Consider the following 13,880-nt stretch of genomic DNA (forward strand, 5'->3'; position numbering starts at 1 on the left):
ATTAGGCGCTGGCGCGGCATCCGGCCATGCCGGTTGCACGGATTTGCCTCCCCGCCGGATCGGGTCCACCGTGCGGCGCATGACGACCGACGCCGCCGCCCTGCTCGAGCGCCTGCTCGCCACCCCCGCCGCCAGCGCGCCCGCCCATGCCGGGGATGGCCGGCTCTACTTCCTGCATGACGCGGAGGGCTCCGCCCAGGTCTGGGAGATCCCCGCCGGCGGCGGCGCGCCCCGGCCCCGCACCCGCCACCGCGACGCCGTCTCGCATGTGGCCGGCCTGCCGGATGGCGGCGCCGTGTTCGGCCGCGACGGCGCCGGCGACGAGCGGGTCCAGCTCCACCACCTGCCGCCCCAGGGCGAGCCCCGCGCCCTGACCGCGGCGCCGGAGGTGATCCATGGCTGGGGCGCCGTCTCGCCCGAGGGCGGGCGGATCGCCTACACCGCCAATGCGCGCGACCCGGCGCACACCGATGCCTGGGTGATGGACATCGCCACCGGCGGGGCGCGCTGCGTGGCCGAGGTGGAGGGCCCGCACGAGCTGCCGGCCTGGGCGCCCGATGGCCAGGCGCTGCTGCTGGCCAGCGCGCCCCGCAGCTTCGAAGCCAGCCTCGACCGCGTGGCCCTGGCGGATGGCGCCCGCACCCCTCTCACCCCGCATGAGGGCGACTGGCGCCACCTTTCGCCCTGCGGCCGGCGGAAAGGCGGCGGCTTCTGGCTGCTGAGTGACCGGGGGCGAGATTTCCTCGGCGTCGCCTTCCAGGGGCCAGGGGCGGCGGAGCCGCGCTTCCTCCACGCGCCGCCGCACGACGTCGAGCTGCTGCAGGTCTCGCCCGACCAGTCGCTGCTGGCGGTGGTGGTGAACGAGGGCGGCTATTCCCGGCTGCGCTTCCTCGACGCGGAAAGCGGCGCCGTGCGGGCCACGCCCTGGCACCCCCGCGGCGTCATCACCAAGGTGAGCTGGGCGCCGGAGGGGCATCCGGATGGCAGCCATGTCGCCTTCGACCTGGCCGGATTCGCCTTCCCCTCCGGGCTGCACCGCGCCTGGCCGGACCGGCCGGACAGCGCGCCGCTGCTTCCCGCCGCCCCGCCGCCCGGGCTGCGGCAATGGGAAAGCATCACCTACCCCACCCATGACGGGCGGGAGATCCCCGCCTTCCTGGCCCTGCCGGAGGGCGAGGCGCCCGGCGGCGGCTGGCCCATGCTGGTCTGGGTGCATGGCGGGCCGGCGGCGCAGGCCCTGCCCAACTGGCGGCCGGACCTGCAGGCGGTGCTGGCGCTCGGCATCGGCGTGCTGGTGCCGAACGTGCGCGGCTCCACCGGCTATGGCCGCGCCTATGCCGCGCTGGATGACCGCGAGAAGCGGCTGGACAGCGTGGCCGACCTCGCCGCCGCCCATGCCTTCCTCGCCGCCCGCGCCGAGGTGGACGAGGGGCGCATCGGCATCATGGGGCAGAGCTATGGCGGCTGGATGGTGCTGGCCGCCACCACGGAATATCCCGGCCTCTGGGCCTGCGGGGTGGATTTCTACGGCATCGCCCGCTGGAAGACCTTCTTCGAGCGCACCGGGCCCTGGCGCATCGGCCACCGCGCCGCCGAATATGGCGACCCGGTGCGCGATGCCGCCCTGCTGGAGCGCCTCTCGCCCCTGCTGCGGGCGGAGCGCATCGCCTGCCCGCTGCTGGTGGCCCAGGGCATGACCGACCCGCGCGTGCCGCCCCTGGAAAGCGCGCAGATCGTGGCGGCGCTGGAGCGGCGCGGCGTGCCGGTGGAATACCTGACCTTCCCCGACGAGGGGCATGGCTTCACCAAGCGGGAGAACCGGCGGCGGGTCTACCGCGCCGTGCTGGCCTTCCTGGCGACGCATCTGAAGGGCTGAGCGCGGCCATGCACGACCTCTGGGTGAACTACCCCGCCGTGCCGGAACAGGAGGCGGCCGTGGCCGGCGCGCTGCGCGCCCTGCTGGAGCGCGGCGATCCCCTTCCCGCCGAATACGGCCCGCCCGAGGGCGCCGGGGCGGCGCGGCAGGCCATCGGGGCCTTGCTGGGGCTGGCCCCGGGGCAGGCGGTGGCGCTGACCTGCGGCGGGCAATCGGCGCTCGGCGTGGCCTTCGCGGCGGCGCTGGCGGCGGCGGGGCCGGGGCGCCGCCGTATCGCCATGGAGGCGCACAGCTTCCCCATGGCGCGGCACTTCCTGGCGCTGGAGGGCGTGCCCACGCTCGGCCTGCCGATGGACGCGGAGGGGATGGACCCGGCGGCGCTGGAACAGGCGCTCGGGGGGCCCGAGCCGCCCGGCGTGCTCTACCTGATGCCGGTGGTGCACAACCCGCTCGGCCTCACCTACAGCGCCGCGCGGCTGGAGGCGCTGGCCGCCATCGCCGCGCGGCACGGCCTCTGGGTGGTGGAGGACGAGGCCTATGCCTTCCTGGCCGATCCGGCGAGGCGCCCGCCCAGCCTGGCCAGCCTGCTGCCGGAGCGGGTGTTCGGCATGTGGAGCCTGTCGAAGATGGTGTCGCTGTCGCTGCGGCTGGGGGCGGTCTCCACGCCGGCGGGGCGGCTCGCCGATGCCGCGGAGCAGATCCGCATCCGTGGCCTGACGGCCAACCCGGTGATCGCCGCCGCCACCGCGTTGCTGGCGGGGGATGGCACCGCCGCCCGGCTGATGGCCGCCAAGCGCGCCGAGGGGGCCGCGCGGCGCGCCCTGGCGCGCGCCAGGGCGGCGGAGGTTTCCCTCGCCCCCGCCACCCCCTTCCGCCTCGCCGGGGACGAGGCGCCGTTCTTCCGCCTCTCGCTCGGCGGCGAGGCGGAGCGCGACAGGCTGGCGGCGGGGCTCCGCCGCCTGGCGCCGCTGCTGCGGGGCTGACCGCCGCCGCACCCCGCCTCAGGGCAGGATGCGGATGACGGCCTCGATCTCCACCGGCACGTTGGAAGGGAGCGAACCCATGCCGACGGCCGAGCGGGCATGCTGGCCGCGCTCGCCGAGGACGGCGGCGAGGAGCTGCGAGCAGGCGTCGATCACCCTGGGCTGCTCGCCGAATTCCGGCGTGGCGTTGACCATGCCGAACACCTTGAGGAACTCCACCTTCTCGAGCGAGCCGGCGGCCTCGCGGGCGATGGCCAGCAGGTGCAGGGCGCAAAGCTCGGCCGCCTCGCAGGCCTCCTCCACCCCCATCCCGGCCCCCACCTTGCCCTGGATGAGGGAGCCATCCGCCAGCCGGGGCACCTGCCCGGAAAGATAGGCGACATCCCCCGCGCGGCGGAACGGCACATAGCTGAACAGCGGCTTGCCCACTTTCGGCAGGCTGTGCCCCAGGGCCTCCAGGCGCTGCTCGGCGGTCTCGGTCATGGCGTTTCCTTGGTTCTTCCGGACATGAAGAAGGGGCGGGGAAGGCATCCCTCCCCCGAGGCGTCAGAGGGTCCTGCCCCGCGCCGCCACGTCCTGGAACCCCAGGAACTCGCCCCCGCGCATGAAGGCGATGCGGTCGTGCAGGTTGCTCACCGGGCAGACATGGTTGGGCACCACGCGCAGCCGCTCGCCAAGCTCCGGCTTCCGCGCGCAGGCGGAGAGGTCGAGCATGCCGTGCTCCTCGCTCAGCCGCTCCAGCCTGACCTCCGGATAGTCGGGGAAGTAGCCATGGCCCAGCGCAGCACCCTGCGGCATCAGGTCGGCGGCGAAGCTCTTGGTCCCGGCATCGACGATGCCGCGATCGGCGGTGGGGCGGCTGATGACGGTGACGTGCAGGTGCAGCGCGCAATCGGCCCAGCCGGCATGGCCGGCCGCCACCATCATGCGGTCGTTGTAGATGTAGGTGCCGACGCGCAGCTCGTTGACCGGCGCCAGTTCGTGGGTGCGGAAGGCATCCGGCGTGCCGCCGCCGGACAGGATGGCCGGCTCCAGCCCCTCCGCCCGCAGGCGCGGCAGCACGGCCTCCAGGAACACGGCGCTGGCGGCGGAGACGGGATAGGTCATCAGCCCGTCGAAGCGCAGGCCGGGGGTGGCGCGGGCGGCGCGGGCCAGCTCCAGCGCGGCCTCGGCGCTGGTGACGCCGGTTCGGCGGGCGCCGCTGTCGAACTCCACCCGCACGCCGATCTCGGCGCCCGAGAGGGCCGCCGCCTCGGCCGCGCTCCGCAACGCCAGCGGGTTGTCCACCGCCACGCGCATCCGCGCACGGCCGGCCAGCGGCGCGAGGCGCGCGGCCTTGTTCTGCCCCACCAGCGGGTAGGAGATGAGGATGTCATCCAGCCCGGCGGCGGCCATCACCTCGGCCTCGCCCAGCTTCTGACAGGTGATGCCCCTGGCCCCCAGCTCCACCTGCCGCAGCGCCAGGGCCGGGATCTTGTGCGTCTTGATGTGCGGCCGCAGGGCGAGGCCGTGGCGGTCGCAGTAATCCTGCATCCGCTCCAGGTTCGCCTCGACCACGGCGAGGTCCACGACCGGCACGGGGGTTTCGAGGGTGGCAAGGTCCATCGGGGCTCCTGGCGGAAAGAGGCGGCTTCCCAGCAAACACCCGATCGGCGCCGCTGTCGCCCCCCTTCCCCCCGCTGCCGCTTGGCCGTTCCCGGGCTCAGCCGCCCTGGAAGGCGCGGGCCAGGGCTTCCCACATCGGCTTGCGGCGCCATTCCTCGTCCAGCGGCAGCCCGCGATGGGTGCGGCCGTCGCGCAGCATCACCCCCGCATCGCTCGCCAGCCAGGAATGGCGGTCCGAGAGGCCCCAGGTGAGCACGGTGCGCACGCCCCCCTCCAGCGCGGTGGCGACGAAGGCATGGGTGCGCTCGGCCACCATGGTGTCGCGCACCGCGAGGCCGGGCGGGGCCTCCTGCGTCTCGCGCATGTCGAGCTCGGTGATCAGCACGGCCAGCCCCATCTGCCGCAGCTCGGCCAGAAAGGCGGCGAAGGGCGCGGGGCGGAAGGGGCGCGCCATCTGCAGATGCGCCTGGATGCCCACCGCATCGACCGGCACGCCGCGCGACAGCAGCGAGCGGAGCAGCGAGAGCAGCCGGCGCCGCTTCTCGGCCGCGTCCGGCGTGTCCTCCTCGACGCCATACTCGTTCAGGGTCAGGCGCAGGGTGGGGTCGCGCTCCCGCGCCATGCGGAAGGCGATGTCGATGTAGCCGGGGCCGAGGGCGCGCAGCCAGGGCGTGTCGCGCAGCTCGCCCGGCCCGGCCTGCGGCACGTCGCTGCCGGGCGGGTTGGCGACCGGCTCGTTGACCACGTCCCAGTCGCGGATCTGGCCGCGGCCATGGGCGAGCACGCGGTCGAAATGCGCGGCCATCACGGCCATGGCGCGGTGCCGCCCCTCGGCCAGCGCGGCCTGCGCCCAGCCCGGTATGTCGTTGTGCCAGACCAGGGCGTGGCCGCGCACCGGCCGCGCGCGGGATTGCGCCCAGCGCAGGATGGAATCGAGCGGCGCGGTGTCGAAGCGGCCCTCCTGCGGCTGCAGGGCGGACCACTTGGCCTCCCATTCCGGCACCAGGATCGCGGCCTCCGTCTCGAAGGCGCGCTGGTAGTCCGGCTCGGTCTCGAGAAGCTGGCCCTGCACGGCGGCGCCGAAGGTGATGCCCCGGCTCCGCGCCAGGGCGCCGAGGCCGGGCAGCGCGCCGAGGTCCGGGGTGAGCTGGGCGCGGCCTGGGAATGGCGACAGGGTGCCGGCGGCCGCGGCGGCCAGCAGGGTGCGGCGGCGGAGCAGGGCGGGGCTCAAGCCGTGTCCCCGCGGCCCGCGCCGGACTTCTCCGCCCTTGCCGCCCCCGGCGGGACCGGCCCGGGACCCAGCCGCGACGGATCGAACCGGTTCCATGCCACCTGCCCGACCTGCCAGTGCCTCATGCCGCTCCCGCCCATGGCCGCCCGGGAGGATGTCCGCCCGGAAAGAAAAAACGCCGCCCGCAGCGATGTCCTGCGAACGGCGTCCGGAATCAAATCACAGCCCGGCCAGGAGCCGGGGCGAGGCGTCAGGCGGCCTCGGCGGCGGCGGCCATCTCGCGCGCGGCGAGCAGGCGGTCCATCGCCGCCTCGCGCAGCTCCGGCGCCTCGTTGCCGGCGGCGTTGTAGGCGGCCTCGGCCTCCTTCACGCGCGCCTCGGCGCTGGCGCGGGACAGCGAGGCGACGGGCGTCGCCTCATCCGCCAGCACCGTCACGCGGGTCGGCGTGATCTCGGCGAAGCCACCGAGCACGAACAGCCGCTCGGTGATCTGGCCGTTCTCCTGCACGCGGATGACGCCGCCCTTGAGGGCCACGATCATCGGCGCCATGCCGGGGAGCACCCCCATCTCGCCCTCCGCCGCCGGGATGATGGCCATCTCGACGGGGCGGGAGAGAAGGAGCTTCTCCGGGCTCACCAGTTCCAGGTCGAAGGTCGCCATGGATCAGCTCCCCCTGCCCGGTTCAGGCCGCGGCCTTGAGGGTCTCGGCCTTCTTCACCGCGTCCTCGATGGTGCCCACCATGTAGAAGGCGGCCTCGGGGAGGTGGTCGTACTCGCCCTTGCAGATGGCGGCGAAGGAGCGGACCGTGTCCTCGATCTTCACGAACACGCCCGGCGTGCCGGTGAACACCTCGGCGACGTGGAAGGGCTGGCTGAGGAAGCGCTGGATCTTGCGCGCGCGCGCCACGATCAGCTTGTCCTCCTCCGACAGCTCGTCCATGCCCAGGATGGCGATGATGTCCTGCAGCGACTTGTAGGTCTGCAGGATGCGCTGCACCTCGCGGGCGGTGTTGTAGTGCTCCTCGCCCAGGATGCGCGGGTCCATCGCGCGGCTGGTGGAGTCCAGCGGGTCCACGGCCGGGAAGATCGCCTGCTCCGCGATGGAGCGCGACAGAACGGTGGTCGCGTCCAGGTGGGCGAAGGAGGTGGCCGGCGCGGGGTCGGTCAGGTCGTCGGCGGGCACGTAGATGGCCTGCACGGACGTGATCGAGCCCTTCTTGGTCGAGGTGATCCGCTCCTGCAGCGCGCCCATGTCGGTGGCCAGCGTCGGCTGGTAGCCCACCGCGGAGGGGATGCGGCCGAGCAGGGCCGACACCTCGGCGCCCGCCTGGGTGAAGCGGAAGATGTTGTCGATGAAGAAGAGCACGTCCTGGCCCTGCTCATCGCGGAAGTACTCCGCCATGGACAGGCCCGAGAGCGCGACGCGGGCGCGCGCACCCGGCGGCTCGTTCATCTGGCCATAGACCAGCGCCACCTTGGAGCCCTCGGTGGAGCCGTTGTCGCCCAGCCTGATGACGCCGGCGTCGATCATCTCGTGGTAGAGGTCGTTGCCCTCGCGGGTGCGCTCGCCGACCCCGGCGAAGACCGACACGCCGCCATGGCCCTTGGCGATGTTGTTGATCAGCTCCTGGATGGTCACGGTCTTGCCGACGCCGGCGCCGCCGAAGAGGCCGATCTTGCCGCCCTTCAGGTAGGGGGCCAGCAGGTCGACGACCTTGATGCCCGTCACCAGGATCTCGGCCGCGGTCGCCTGGTCCTCGAAGGGAGGGGCGTCGCGGTGGATGGTGTAGGTCTTCTCGTGCGGCACCGGGCCGCGCTCGTCGATCGGCTCGCCGATGACGTTCAGGATGCGGCCCAGCGTGCCCTCGCCCACCGGCACGGCGATGCCCTTGCCGGTGTCCACCACCTCGGCGCCGCGGACCAGGCCGTCGGTCGTGTCCATGGCGATGGTGCGGACGGTGCGCTCGCCCAGGTGCTGCGCGACCTCCAGCACCAGGGTGCGGTCGCCGATCTTCACCTGCAGGGCGTTCTGCATGTTCGGCAGTTCGGAGGGGAACTGCACGTCCACGACAGCGCCCAGGACCTGCGTGACCTTGCCAACGTTGTTCTTCATGGCTGTCATTCCCCTCAAAGGGCTTCCGCACCCGAGATGATCTCGATGAGCTCGCGGGTGATGTTGGCCTGACGCGTACGGTTGTAGGTCAGGGTCAGCTTGTTGATCATGTCGCCGGCGTTGCGGGTCGCGTTGTCCATCGCGTTCATCTGCGACCCGAAGAAGCCGGCCGAATTCTCCAGCATGGCCCGGTAGACCTGGATGGCCAGGTTCTTGGGCAGCAGCTGGGCCAGGATGGTGGCCTCATCCGGCTCGTACTCGTACCACGCGCCGGGCTGGCCCTGCGCGTCGCCCGCGGCCGGGGCGGCCTCGGGCAGCTCGGCCGGGATCAGCTGCTGCGCCGTGGGCACCTGGCTGATCACGCTGCGGAAGCGGTTGTAGATCAGCGTGCAGACGTCGAACTCGCCGGCCTCCAGCATCGCGGTGACGCGGGTGGCGATCTCGTTCGCGTCCTCGAAGCCGACGCGCTTCTTGCCCTGGAAGCTGACCTCGCCCACGAAGCGGGAGGCGAACTCGCGCTTCAGGTAGGCGGCGCCCTTGCGGCCGACGGTCATGACCTTGACGGTCTTGCCCTCGGCTTCCAGCTCACGGATGCGGGCGCGCGCGAAGCGGCCCACATTGGTGTTGAACGGACCGGCCAGGCCGCGGTCGCCGGTGACGACGACCAGCAGGTGCACCCTGTCCGCGCCGGTGCCGACGAGCAGCTTCGGCGCGTCCGGGTTGCCCACCACCGCCTGGCCGAGGGAGGCGAGCATGCGCGCCATCCGCTCGGCATAGGGGCGGGCCGCCTCGGCCTGGCTCTGGGCGCGGCGGAGCTTCGCCGCCGCGACCATCTTCATCGCCTGGGTGATCTTCCGGGTGGACTTGACGCTGTTGATGCGCCCCCGGAGTTCCTTGAGGTTGGCCATGGAGTATGCCCTGGCCTTGCCTCAGGCCGCGAAGGACTTGGCGAAGCTGTCCATGAAGGACACGAGCTTCGCCTCGTTCTCCTTGGTGATCTCCTTCTTGTCGCGGATGCTCTCCACGATGCCCGGCTCGTTCGCCTTGATCGAGGACAGGAGCTGCGACTCGAAGGCGCCGACCTTGTTCACCGGGATCTTGTCCAGGTAGCCGCGCACGCCGGCGAAGAGCGAGATCACCTGCTCCTCCACGGGCACGGGCTTGAACTGCGGCTGCTTCAGCAGCTCGGTCAGGCGCGCGCCACGGGCCAGGAGCGCCTGGGTGGAGGCGTCGAGGTCGGAGGCGAACTGGGCGAAGGCCGCCATCTCGCGGTACTGCGCCAGCTCCAGCTTGATCTTGCCGGCGACCTGCTTCATCGCCTTGATCTGCGCCGCCGAGCCCACGCGGGACACCGAGAGGCCGACGTTCACGGCGGGGCGGATGCCCTTGAAGAACAGCTCGGTCTCCAGGAAGATCTGGCCGTCCGTGATCGAGATCACGTTGGTCGGGATGTAGGCGGAGACGTCGCCCGCCTGCGTCTCGATCACCGGCAGGGCGGTCAGCGAGCCGAGGCCGGCCTCCTCGCCCATCTTGGCGGCGCGCTCGAGCAGGCGCGAGTGCAGGTAGAACACGTCGCCCGGATAGGCCTCGCGGCCCGGCGGGCGGCGCAGCAGCAGCGACATCTGGCGGTAGGCCACGGCCTGCTTCGACAGGTCATCGTAGAAGATGACCGCGTGCATGCCGTTGTCGCGGAAGAACTCGCCCATGGCGCAGCCCGTGTAGGGCGCCAGGAACTGCATCGGCGCCGGGTCGGACGCGGTGGCGGCGACGATGATGGAGTACTCCATCGCGCCGTTCTCTTCCAGCGTGCGCACCAGCTGCGCCACGGTGGAGCGCTTCTGCCCGACCGCGACATAGATGGTGTAGAGCTTCTTCGACTCATCGCCCGAAGCGTTGATCGGCTTCTGGTTGATGATGGTGTCGATGATGACGGCGGTCTTGCCGGTCTGGCGGTCGCCGATGATCAGCTCGCGCTGGCCACGGCCGATCGGGATCAGCGCGTCGATGGCCTTCACGCCCGTCTGCATCGGCTCGTGCACCGACTTGCGCGGGATGATGCCGGGCGCCTTCACCTCGACCAGCGCGGGCTTGACGTCGACCAGCGGACCCTTGCCGTCGATCGGGTTGCCCAGGCCGTCGACCACGCGGCCGAGCAGGCCCTTGCCGGTGGGCACGGACACGATGTCGCCGGTGCGGGAGACGGTGTCGCCCTCACGGATGGCACGGTCGTCACCGAAGATCACGACACCGACATTGTCGGTCTCGAGGTTCAGCGCCATGCCCTTCAGGCCAGCGGCGGGAAACTCCACCAGCTCGCCGGCCATGACGTTCTGCAGGCCGTAGACGCGGGCAATGCCGTCGCCCACGGTCAAGACGGTGCCGACCTCGGCAACATTCGCTTCGGCGTCGAAACCGGCGATCTGCTGCTTCAGGATCTCCGAGATCTCGGCGGGACGGATCTCCATATCAGGCGGCCCCCTTCATGGCGTACTGCAGACGCTGCAGCTTGGACTTGATCGAGCTGTCGTAGAGGCGGGAACCGAGACGGACGACCAGCCCACCCAACAGGGTGGGATCGACGCGCTCGACCAGCTTCACGTTGGAATACCCGGCTTCCGTCAGCCGCGCGGCGATCTGCGCGCGCTGGGTGTCGGAAAGCGGATGGGCGGTGGCGACCTCGGCGGTCTGCTGGCCGCGCTGCTCGGCGAGCAGCGCGCCAAAGGCGGCGACCACCTGCGGCAGCGAGGCCAGACGGCGGTTGGCGACGAGCACGCCGACCAGGTTGCGGACGTCGCCGGAGATCCCGGCGCGCTCCAGCACGGCGAAAGCGCCGCGCCGCTGCGCGCCGCTGTCGAGGCGAGGATCCTCGATGAAGGCGCGGAAGGCCGCGTCCTTCGACCAGAGGTCGCTCAGGCTGTCCAGGTCGGCGGCGACGGAATCGACCACCTTCTTGTCCTTGGCCAGCTCCAGCAGCGCCAGCGCGTAGCGCTGCGCGAGGCCGGTCGGGTTGGTCGCGTTCGGCGAGACGTTGGTCGCTTCGGAGGCCACGGAGGATCCCGTTCTCTGCTATCCCGGCGTCCCGCCGCTCGGCGCCCCGGAAGGCGATCCGGCGGTTGGACATGATTTCGACGCGCGCGGACACCGTCCGCCGCGGCGGCCCGGCATTAACACAAGGTATTGCGGCGCGGCAACGGGGGGTGCTGCGGATTCGTTACCGGGCCTTCACCCGCCTGTCGCATTGCATCGCGGGGCGCGGCGAATCAGAGGAAGCTGACCGGGTCCACATCAACCTGCACGCGCACACCCGCCGGCACGCCGGCACGGGACAGCCATTCCCGCAGCAGCGGCTGCACCGCCACGTCCCGCCGCGCCTTGAGCAGCAGGCGCCGCCGGTGCCGGCCCCGCAACAGGGCCAGCGGCGCCGGCGCCGGGCCCAGCACCTCCACCCCCTCGGCCCGCGGCGCGGTCAGGCCGAGGTCGCGCGCCGCGCGGTCCGCCTCCCGCTCGTCCTCGGCCGAGACGATCAGCGCGGCGAGCCGGCCGAAGGGCGGCCAGTGGCCCGGGCGGCGGCTCTCGGCCTCCGCCTGCATGAAGCTGTCGAGGTCGCCCGAGACCAGGGCCTCCAGCACCGGGTGCCCGGGGTTCCAGGATTGCAGCAGCACCCGGCCCGGCGCCTCGGCCCGGCCGGCGCGGCCCGCCACCTGGTGCAGCAGCTGCACGGTGCGCTCGGCGGCGCGCAGGTCGCCCCCCGCCAGGCCAAGATCGGCATCCACCACCCCCACCAGCGTCAGGTGCGGGAAGTGCCAGCCCTTGGCCACGATCTGGGTGCCGATGATCAGGTCCACCTCCCGCGCGGCGATGGCGCGCGCCGCCTCGGCCGCCGCGGCGGGGCCGGGGATGGTGTCGGAGGCCATCACCAGCCGCCGCGCCTCGGGGAAGAGCAGCGCCGCCTCCTCCTGCACCCGCTCCACGCCGGGGCCGAGCGGGGTCAGGCTGCCCTCGGCGGCGCATTCGGGGCAGCTCTCGGGGATCGGCTCGGCATGGCCGCAGTGGTGGCATTGCAGGGTGCGGCGCACCCGGTGCTCCACCAGCCAGGCGGTGCAGTTGGGGCAGCGCATGCGGTGGCCGCAGGAGCGGCAGAGCGTGAGCGGCGCGTAGCCCCGGCGGTTCAGGAACAGCATGGCCTGCTGCCCCGCCGCCAGCGTCTCCCGCACCGCCTCCACCAGCGGCGGGCTGAGGAAGCGGCCGCGCTCGGGCGGCGTGCGCCGCTGGTCGATCACCGCCACATCGGGCAGGCCGGCGCTGCCATGCCGGGTGGGCAGGTGCAGCGCGGCGTAGCGGCCCGTCTCGGCGTTGGTCAGCGTCTCCAGGCTGGGGGTGGCGGAGACCAGCACGCAGGCGGCGCCGGCCAGGCGCGCGCGCACCACCGCCATGTCCCGCGCGTTGTAGATGACGCCCTCCTCCTGCTTGAAGGCCGTCTCGTGCTCCTCGTCCACGATGATCAGGCCGAGATCGGGGAAGGGCAGGAACAGCGCCGAGCGGGCGCCCACCAGCACCGGCGCCCGCCCCTCGGCCACGGCGCGCCAGGTGTCGCGCCGCAGCCGGCTGCCGAGCTCGGAGTGCCACAGCGCGGGCGGGGTGCCGAAGCGGCGCTCGAACCGCTCCAGCCACTGGGTGGAGAGCGCGATCTCGGGCAGCAGCACCAGCGCCTGCCGGCCCTGCTCCAGGCACTCGGCCACCGCGTCCAGATACACCTCCGTCTTGCCCGAGCCGGTGACGCCGGTCAGCAGCGTGACGCCGAAGGCCCGCGCCGCCGCCGCTTCCCGCAGCGCCGCCGCCGCCGCCCGCTGCTCCGGGCCAAGGGCGGGGCCGGGGTGGGCAGGATCGGGGCGGGGGAAGTCGGCGCCGGCCGGCAGCAGGGCGGATTCGAGCAGCCCCGCATCGGCCATGCCGCGCACCACCCCGGCGGAGACGCCCGCCTCGGCGGCCAGCGCGGCGCCGCCATACACCTCGCCCGGCTCCATCGCGTCCAGCACGCGCCGGCGCGCCTCGGTCAGCCGCCCCTCCCCCCGCGCGGCGCGCTGCCCGGCGGCGGAAAGCCGCCAGCCCGCCTTCTGCGCCGGCGGCTCCAGCGCCGAGGGGCTGCTCATGGCCATGCGCAGCACCGCGCCGGGCGGGCTCAGCGTGTAGGCGGCCACCCATTCCACGAAGCGGCGCAGGCTGGCCGTCATGGGCGGCACGGGCAGCACCTCGGCGATGTCGCGCAGGCGGCGCTCGGGCAGGTCGGGGTCGGCCTCGCCATCCCACACCACGCCATAGAGCTGCCGGCCCGAGAGCGGCACCACCACGAAGCTGCCCACCGGCGGCACGTCCCAGCCGGCCGGCACCCGGTAGTCATAGGCCCCGGCCAGCGGCAAGGGCAGCAGCACACGCAGACGAGCCATCGGGCCCCTTCTCCAGACCTTCCCGCGGCGCCGCCCGCCGGCACCTCACTTCCGCCCGGGCGGCCTTTCGTTCGGCACCCGCCATCCGCTAGATAGGGCGACACGCCCCCCGGGCGCACCCCCTTCTCCTTGCAACCGGCGCCCGTCGCCGCCGCGCCACAGGAAACCGCCTCATGAAGTTCTTCGTCGACACCGCCGAGGTGTCCGAGATCCGCGCGCTCGCCGAGCTTGGCATGGTGGACGGCGTCACCACCAACCCGTCGCTGATCGCCAAGTCCGGCCGCAACATGGCCGAGGTGATCGCCGAGATCTGCGCCATCACCCCCGGCCATGTTTCCGCCGAGGTGACGGCCACCGACCACGAGACCATGCTGGCCGAGGGCCGCTTCCTGCGCGGCATCGCGCCGAACGTGGCGGTGAAGGTGCCGCTGACCGAGGCGGGGCTGCGCACCTGCCGGGCGCTCACGGACGAGGGCACGCCGGTCAACGTCACGCTGTGCTTCTCCCCCACCCAGGCGCTGCTGGCGGCCAAGGCGGGCGCCACCTACATCTCGCCCTTCGTCGGCCGGCTGGACGACCTGGCGCAGGACGGCATGCAGCTCATCGCCGACATCGTGCAGATCTACC

The 13,880-nt window shown here is 72.8% G+C and carries 12 protein-coding genes; 3 read left to right on the plus strand and 9 right to left on the minus strand.

What is annotated here, in order from left to right:
- The first annotated feature begins 79 nt into the window (after window positions 1-79).
- Both CR162_RS04970 and CR162_RS04975 read left to right on the plus strand, forming a co-directional pair.
- Window positions 80-1,876: a S9 family peptidase gene (locus CR162_RS04970; protein WP_099094427.1), complete on the plus strand. Its 1,797-nt coding sequence runs from the start codon at window positions 80-82 to the stop codon at window positions 1,874-1,876.
- Between the two features lie 8 nt (window positions 1,877-1,884).
- The gene (locus tag CR162_RS04975) at window positions 1,885-2,859 is read left to right on the plus strand and encodes an aminotransferase class I/II-fold pyridoxal phosphate-dependent enzyme (protein ID WP_099094428.1); all 975 of its coding nucleotides are present in this window, start codon (window positions 1,885-1,887) and stop codon (window positions 2,857-2,859) included.
- A gap of 18 nt (window positions 2,860-2,877) precedes the next feature.
- Here CR162_RS04975 and CR162_RS04980 read toward each other — a convergent pair whose 3' ends face one another.
- The 9 genes from CR162_RS04980 to CR162_RS05020 all read right to left on the minus strand — a co-directional run bounded on the left by CR162_RS04980 (window position 2,878) and on the right by CR162_RS05020 (window position 13,253).
- Window positions 2,878-3,342, minus strand: a complete 465-nt coding sequence (locus tag CR162_RS04980; protein WP_099094429.1) for a RidA family protein — start codon at window positions 3,340-3,342, stop codon at window positions 2,878-2,880.
- A gap of 63 nt (window positions 3,343-3,405) precedes the next feature.
- A complete protein-coding gene (locus tag CR162_RS04985; RefSeq protein ID WP_099094430.1) occupies window positions 3,406-4,464 on the minus strand; it encodes an alanine racemase in 1,059 nt (352 codons plus the stop codon).
- A gap of 97 nt (window positions 4,465-4,561) precedes the next feature.
- Entirely contained in the window at window positions 4,562-5,695 is a 1,134-nt protein-coding gene (locus CR162_RS04990) for an endo-1,4-beta-xylanase (protein WP_245870131.1), read from the minus strand.
- Window positions 5,696-5,945: 250 nt separating this feature from the next.
- Entirely contained in the window at window positions 5,946-6,356 is a 411-nt protein-coding gene (gene atpC, locus CR162_RS04995) for an ATP synthase F1 subunit epsilon (protein WP_099094432.1), read from the minus strand.
- A 22-nt stretch (window positions 6,357-6,378) separates the two neighbouring features.
- Window positions 6,379-7,809, minus strand: a complete 1,431-nt coding sequence (atpD, locus tag CR162_RS05000; RefSeq protein WP_281254953.1) for a F0F1 ATP synthase subunit beta — start codon at window positions 7,807-7,809, stop codon at window positions 6,379-6,381.
- Between the two features lie 14 nt (window positions 7,810-7,823).
- Window positions 7,824-8,717, minus strand: a complete 894-nt coding sequence (locus tag CR162_RS05005) for a F0F1 ATP synthase subunit gamma (RefSeq protein ID WP_099094434.1) — start codon at window positions 8,715-8,717, stop codon at window positions 7,824-7,826.
- A 21-nt stretch (window positions 8,718-8,738) separates the two neighbouring features.
- Window positions 8,739-10,274 (minus strand): F0F1 ATP synthase subunit alpha, encoded by a 1,536-nt coding sequence (gene atpA, locus CR162_RS05010; RefSeq protein WP_099094435.1) that lies wholly within the window; start codon window positions 10,272-10,274, stop codon window positions 8,739-8,741.
- A 1-nt stretch (window position 10,275) separates the two neighbouring features.
- Window positions 10,276-10,857, minus strand: a complete 582-nt coding sequence (locus CR162_RS05015) for a F0F1 ATP synthase subunit delta (RefSeq protein ID WP_099094436.1) — start codon at window positions 10,855-10,857, stop codon at window positions 10,276-10,278.
- Between the two features lie 212 nt (window positions 10,858-11,069).
- Window positions 11,070-13,253, minus strand: a complete 2,184-nt coding sequence (locus CR162_RS05020) for a primosomal protein N' (RefSeq protein ID WP_099094437.1) — start codon at window positions 13,251-13,253, stop codon at window positions 11,070-11,072.
- Between the two features lie 173 nt (window positions 13,254-13,426).
- Here CR162_RS05020 and CR162_RS05025 point away from each other — a divergent pair.
- Window positions 13,427-13,880, plus strand: a 454-nt coding sequence (locus CR162_RS05025) for a transaldolase family protein (RefSeq protein WP_099094438.1), incomplete at its 3' end; no start/stop codon positions are given.

Origin of the sequence: Teichococcus rhizosphaerae (assembly GCF_002631185.1) — a bacterium.
In the GTDB taxonomy this organism is placed as follows: domain Bacteria; phylum Pseudomonadota; class Alphaproteobacteria; order Acetobacterales; family Acetobacteraceae; genus Pseudoroseomonas; species Pseudoroseomonas rhizosphaerae.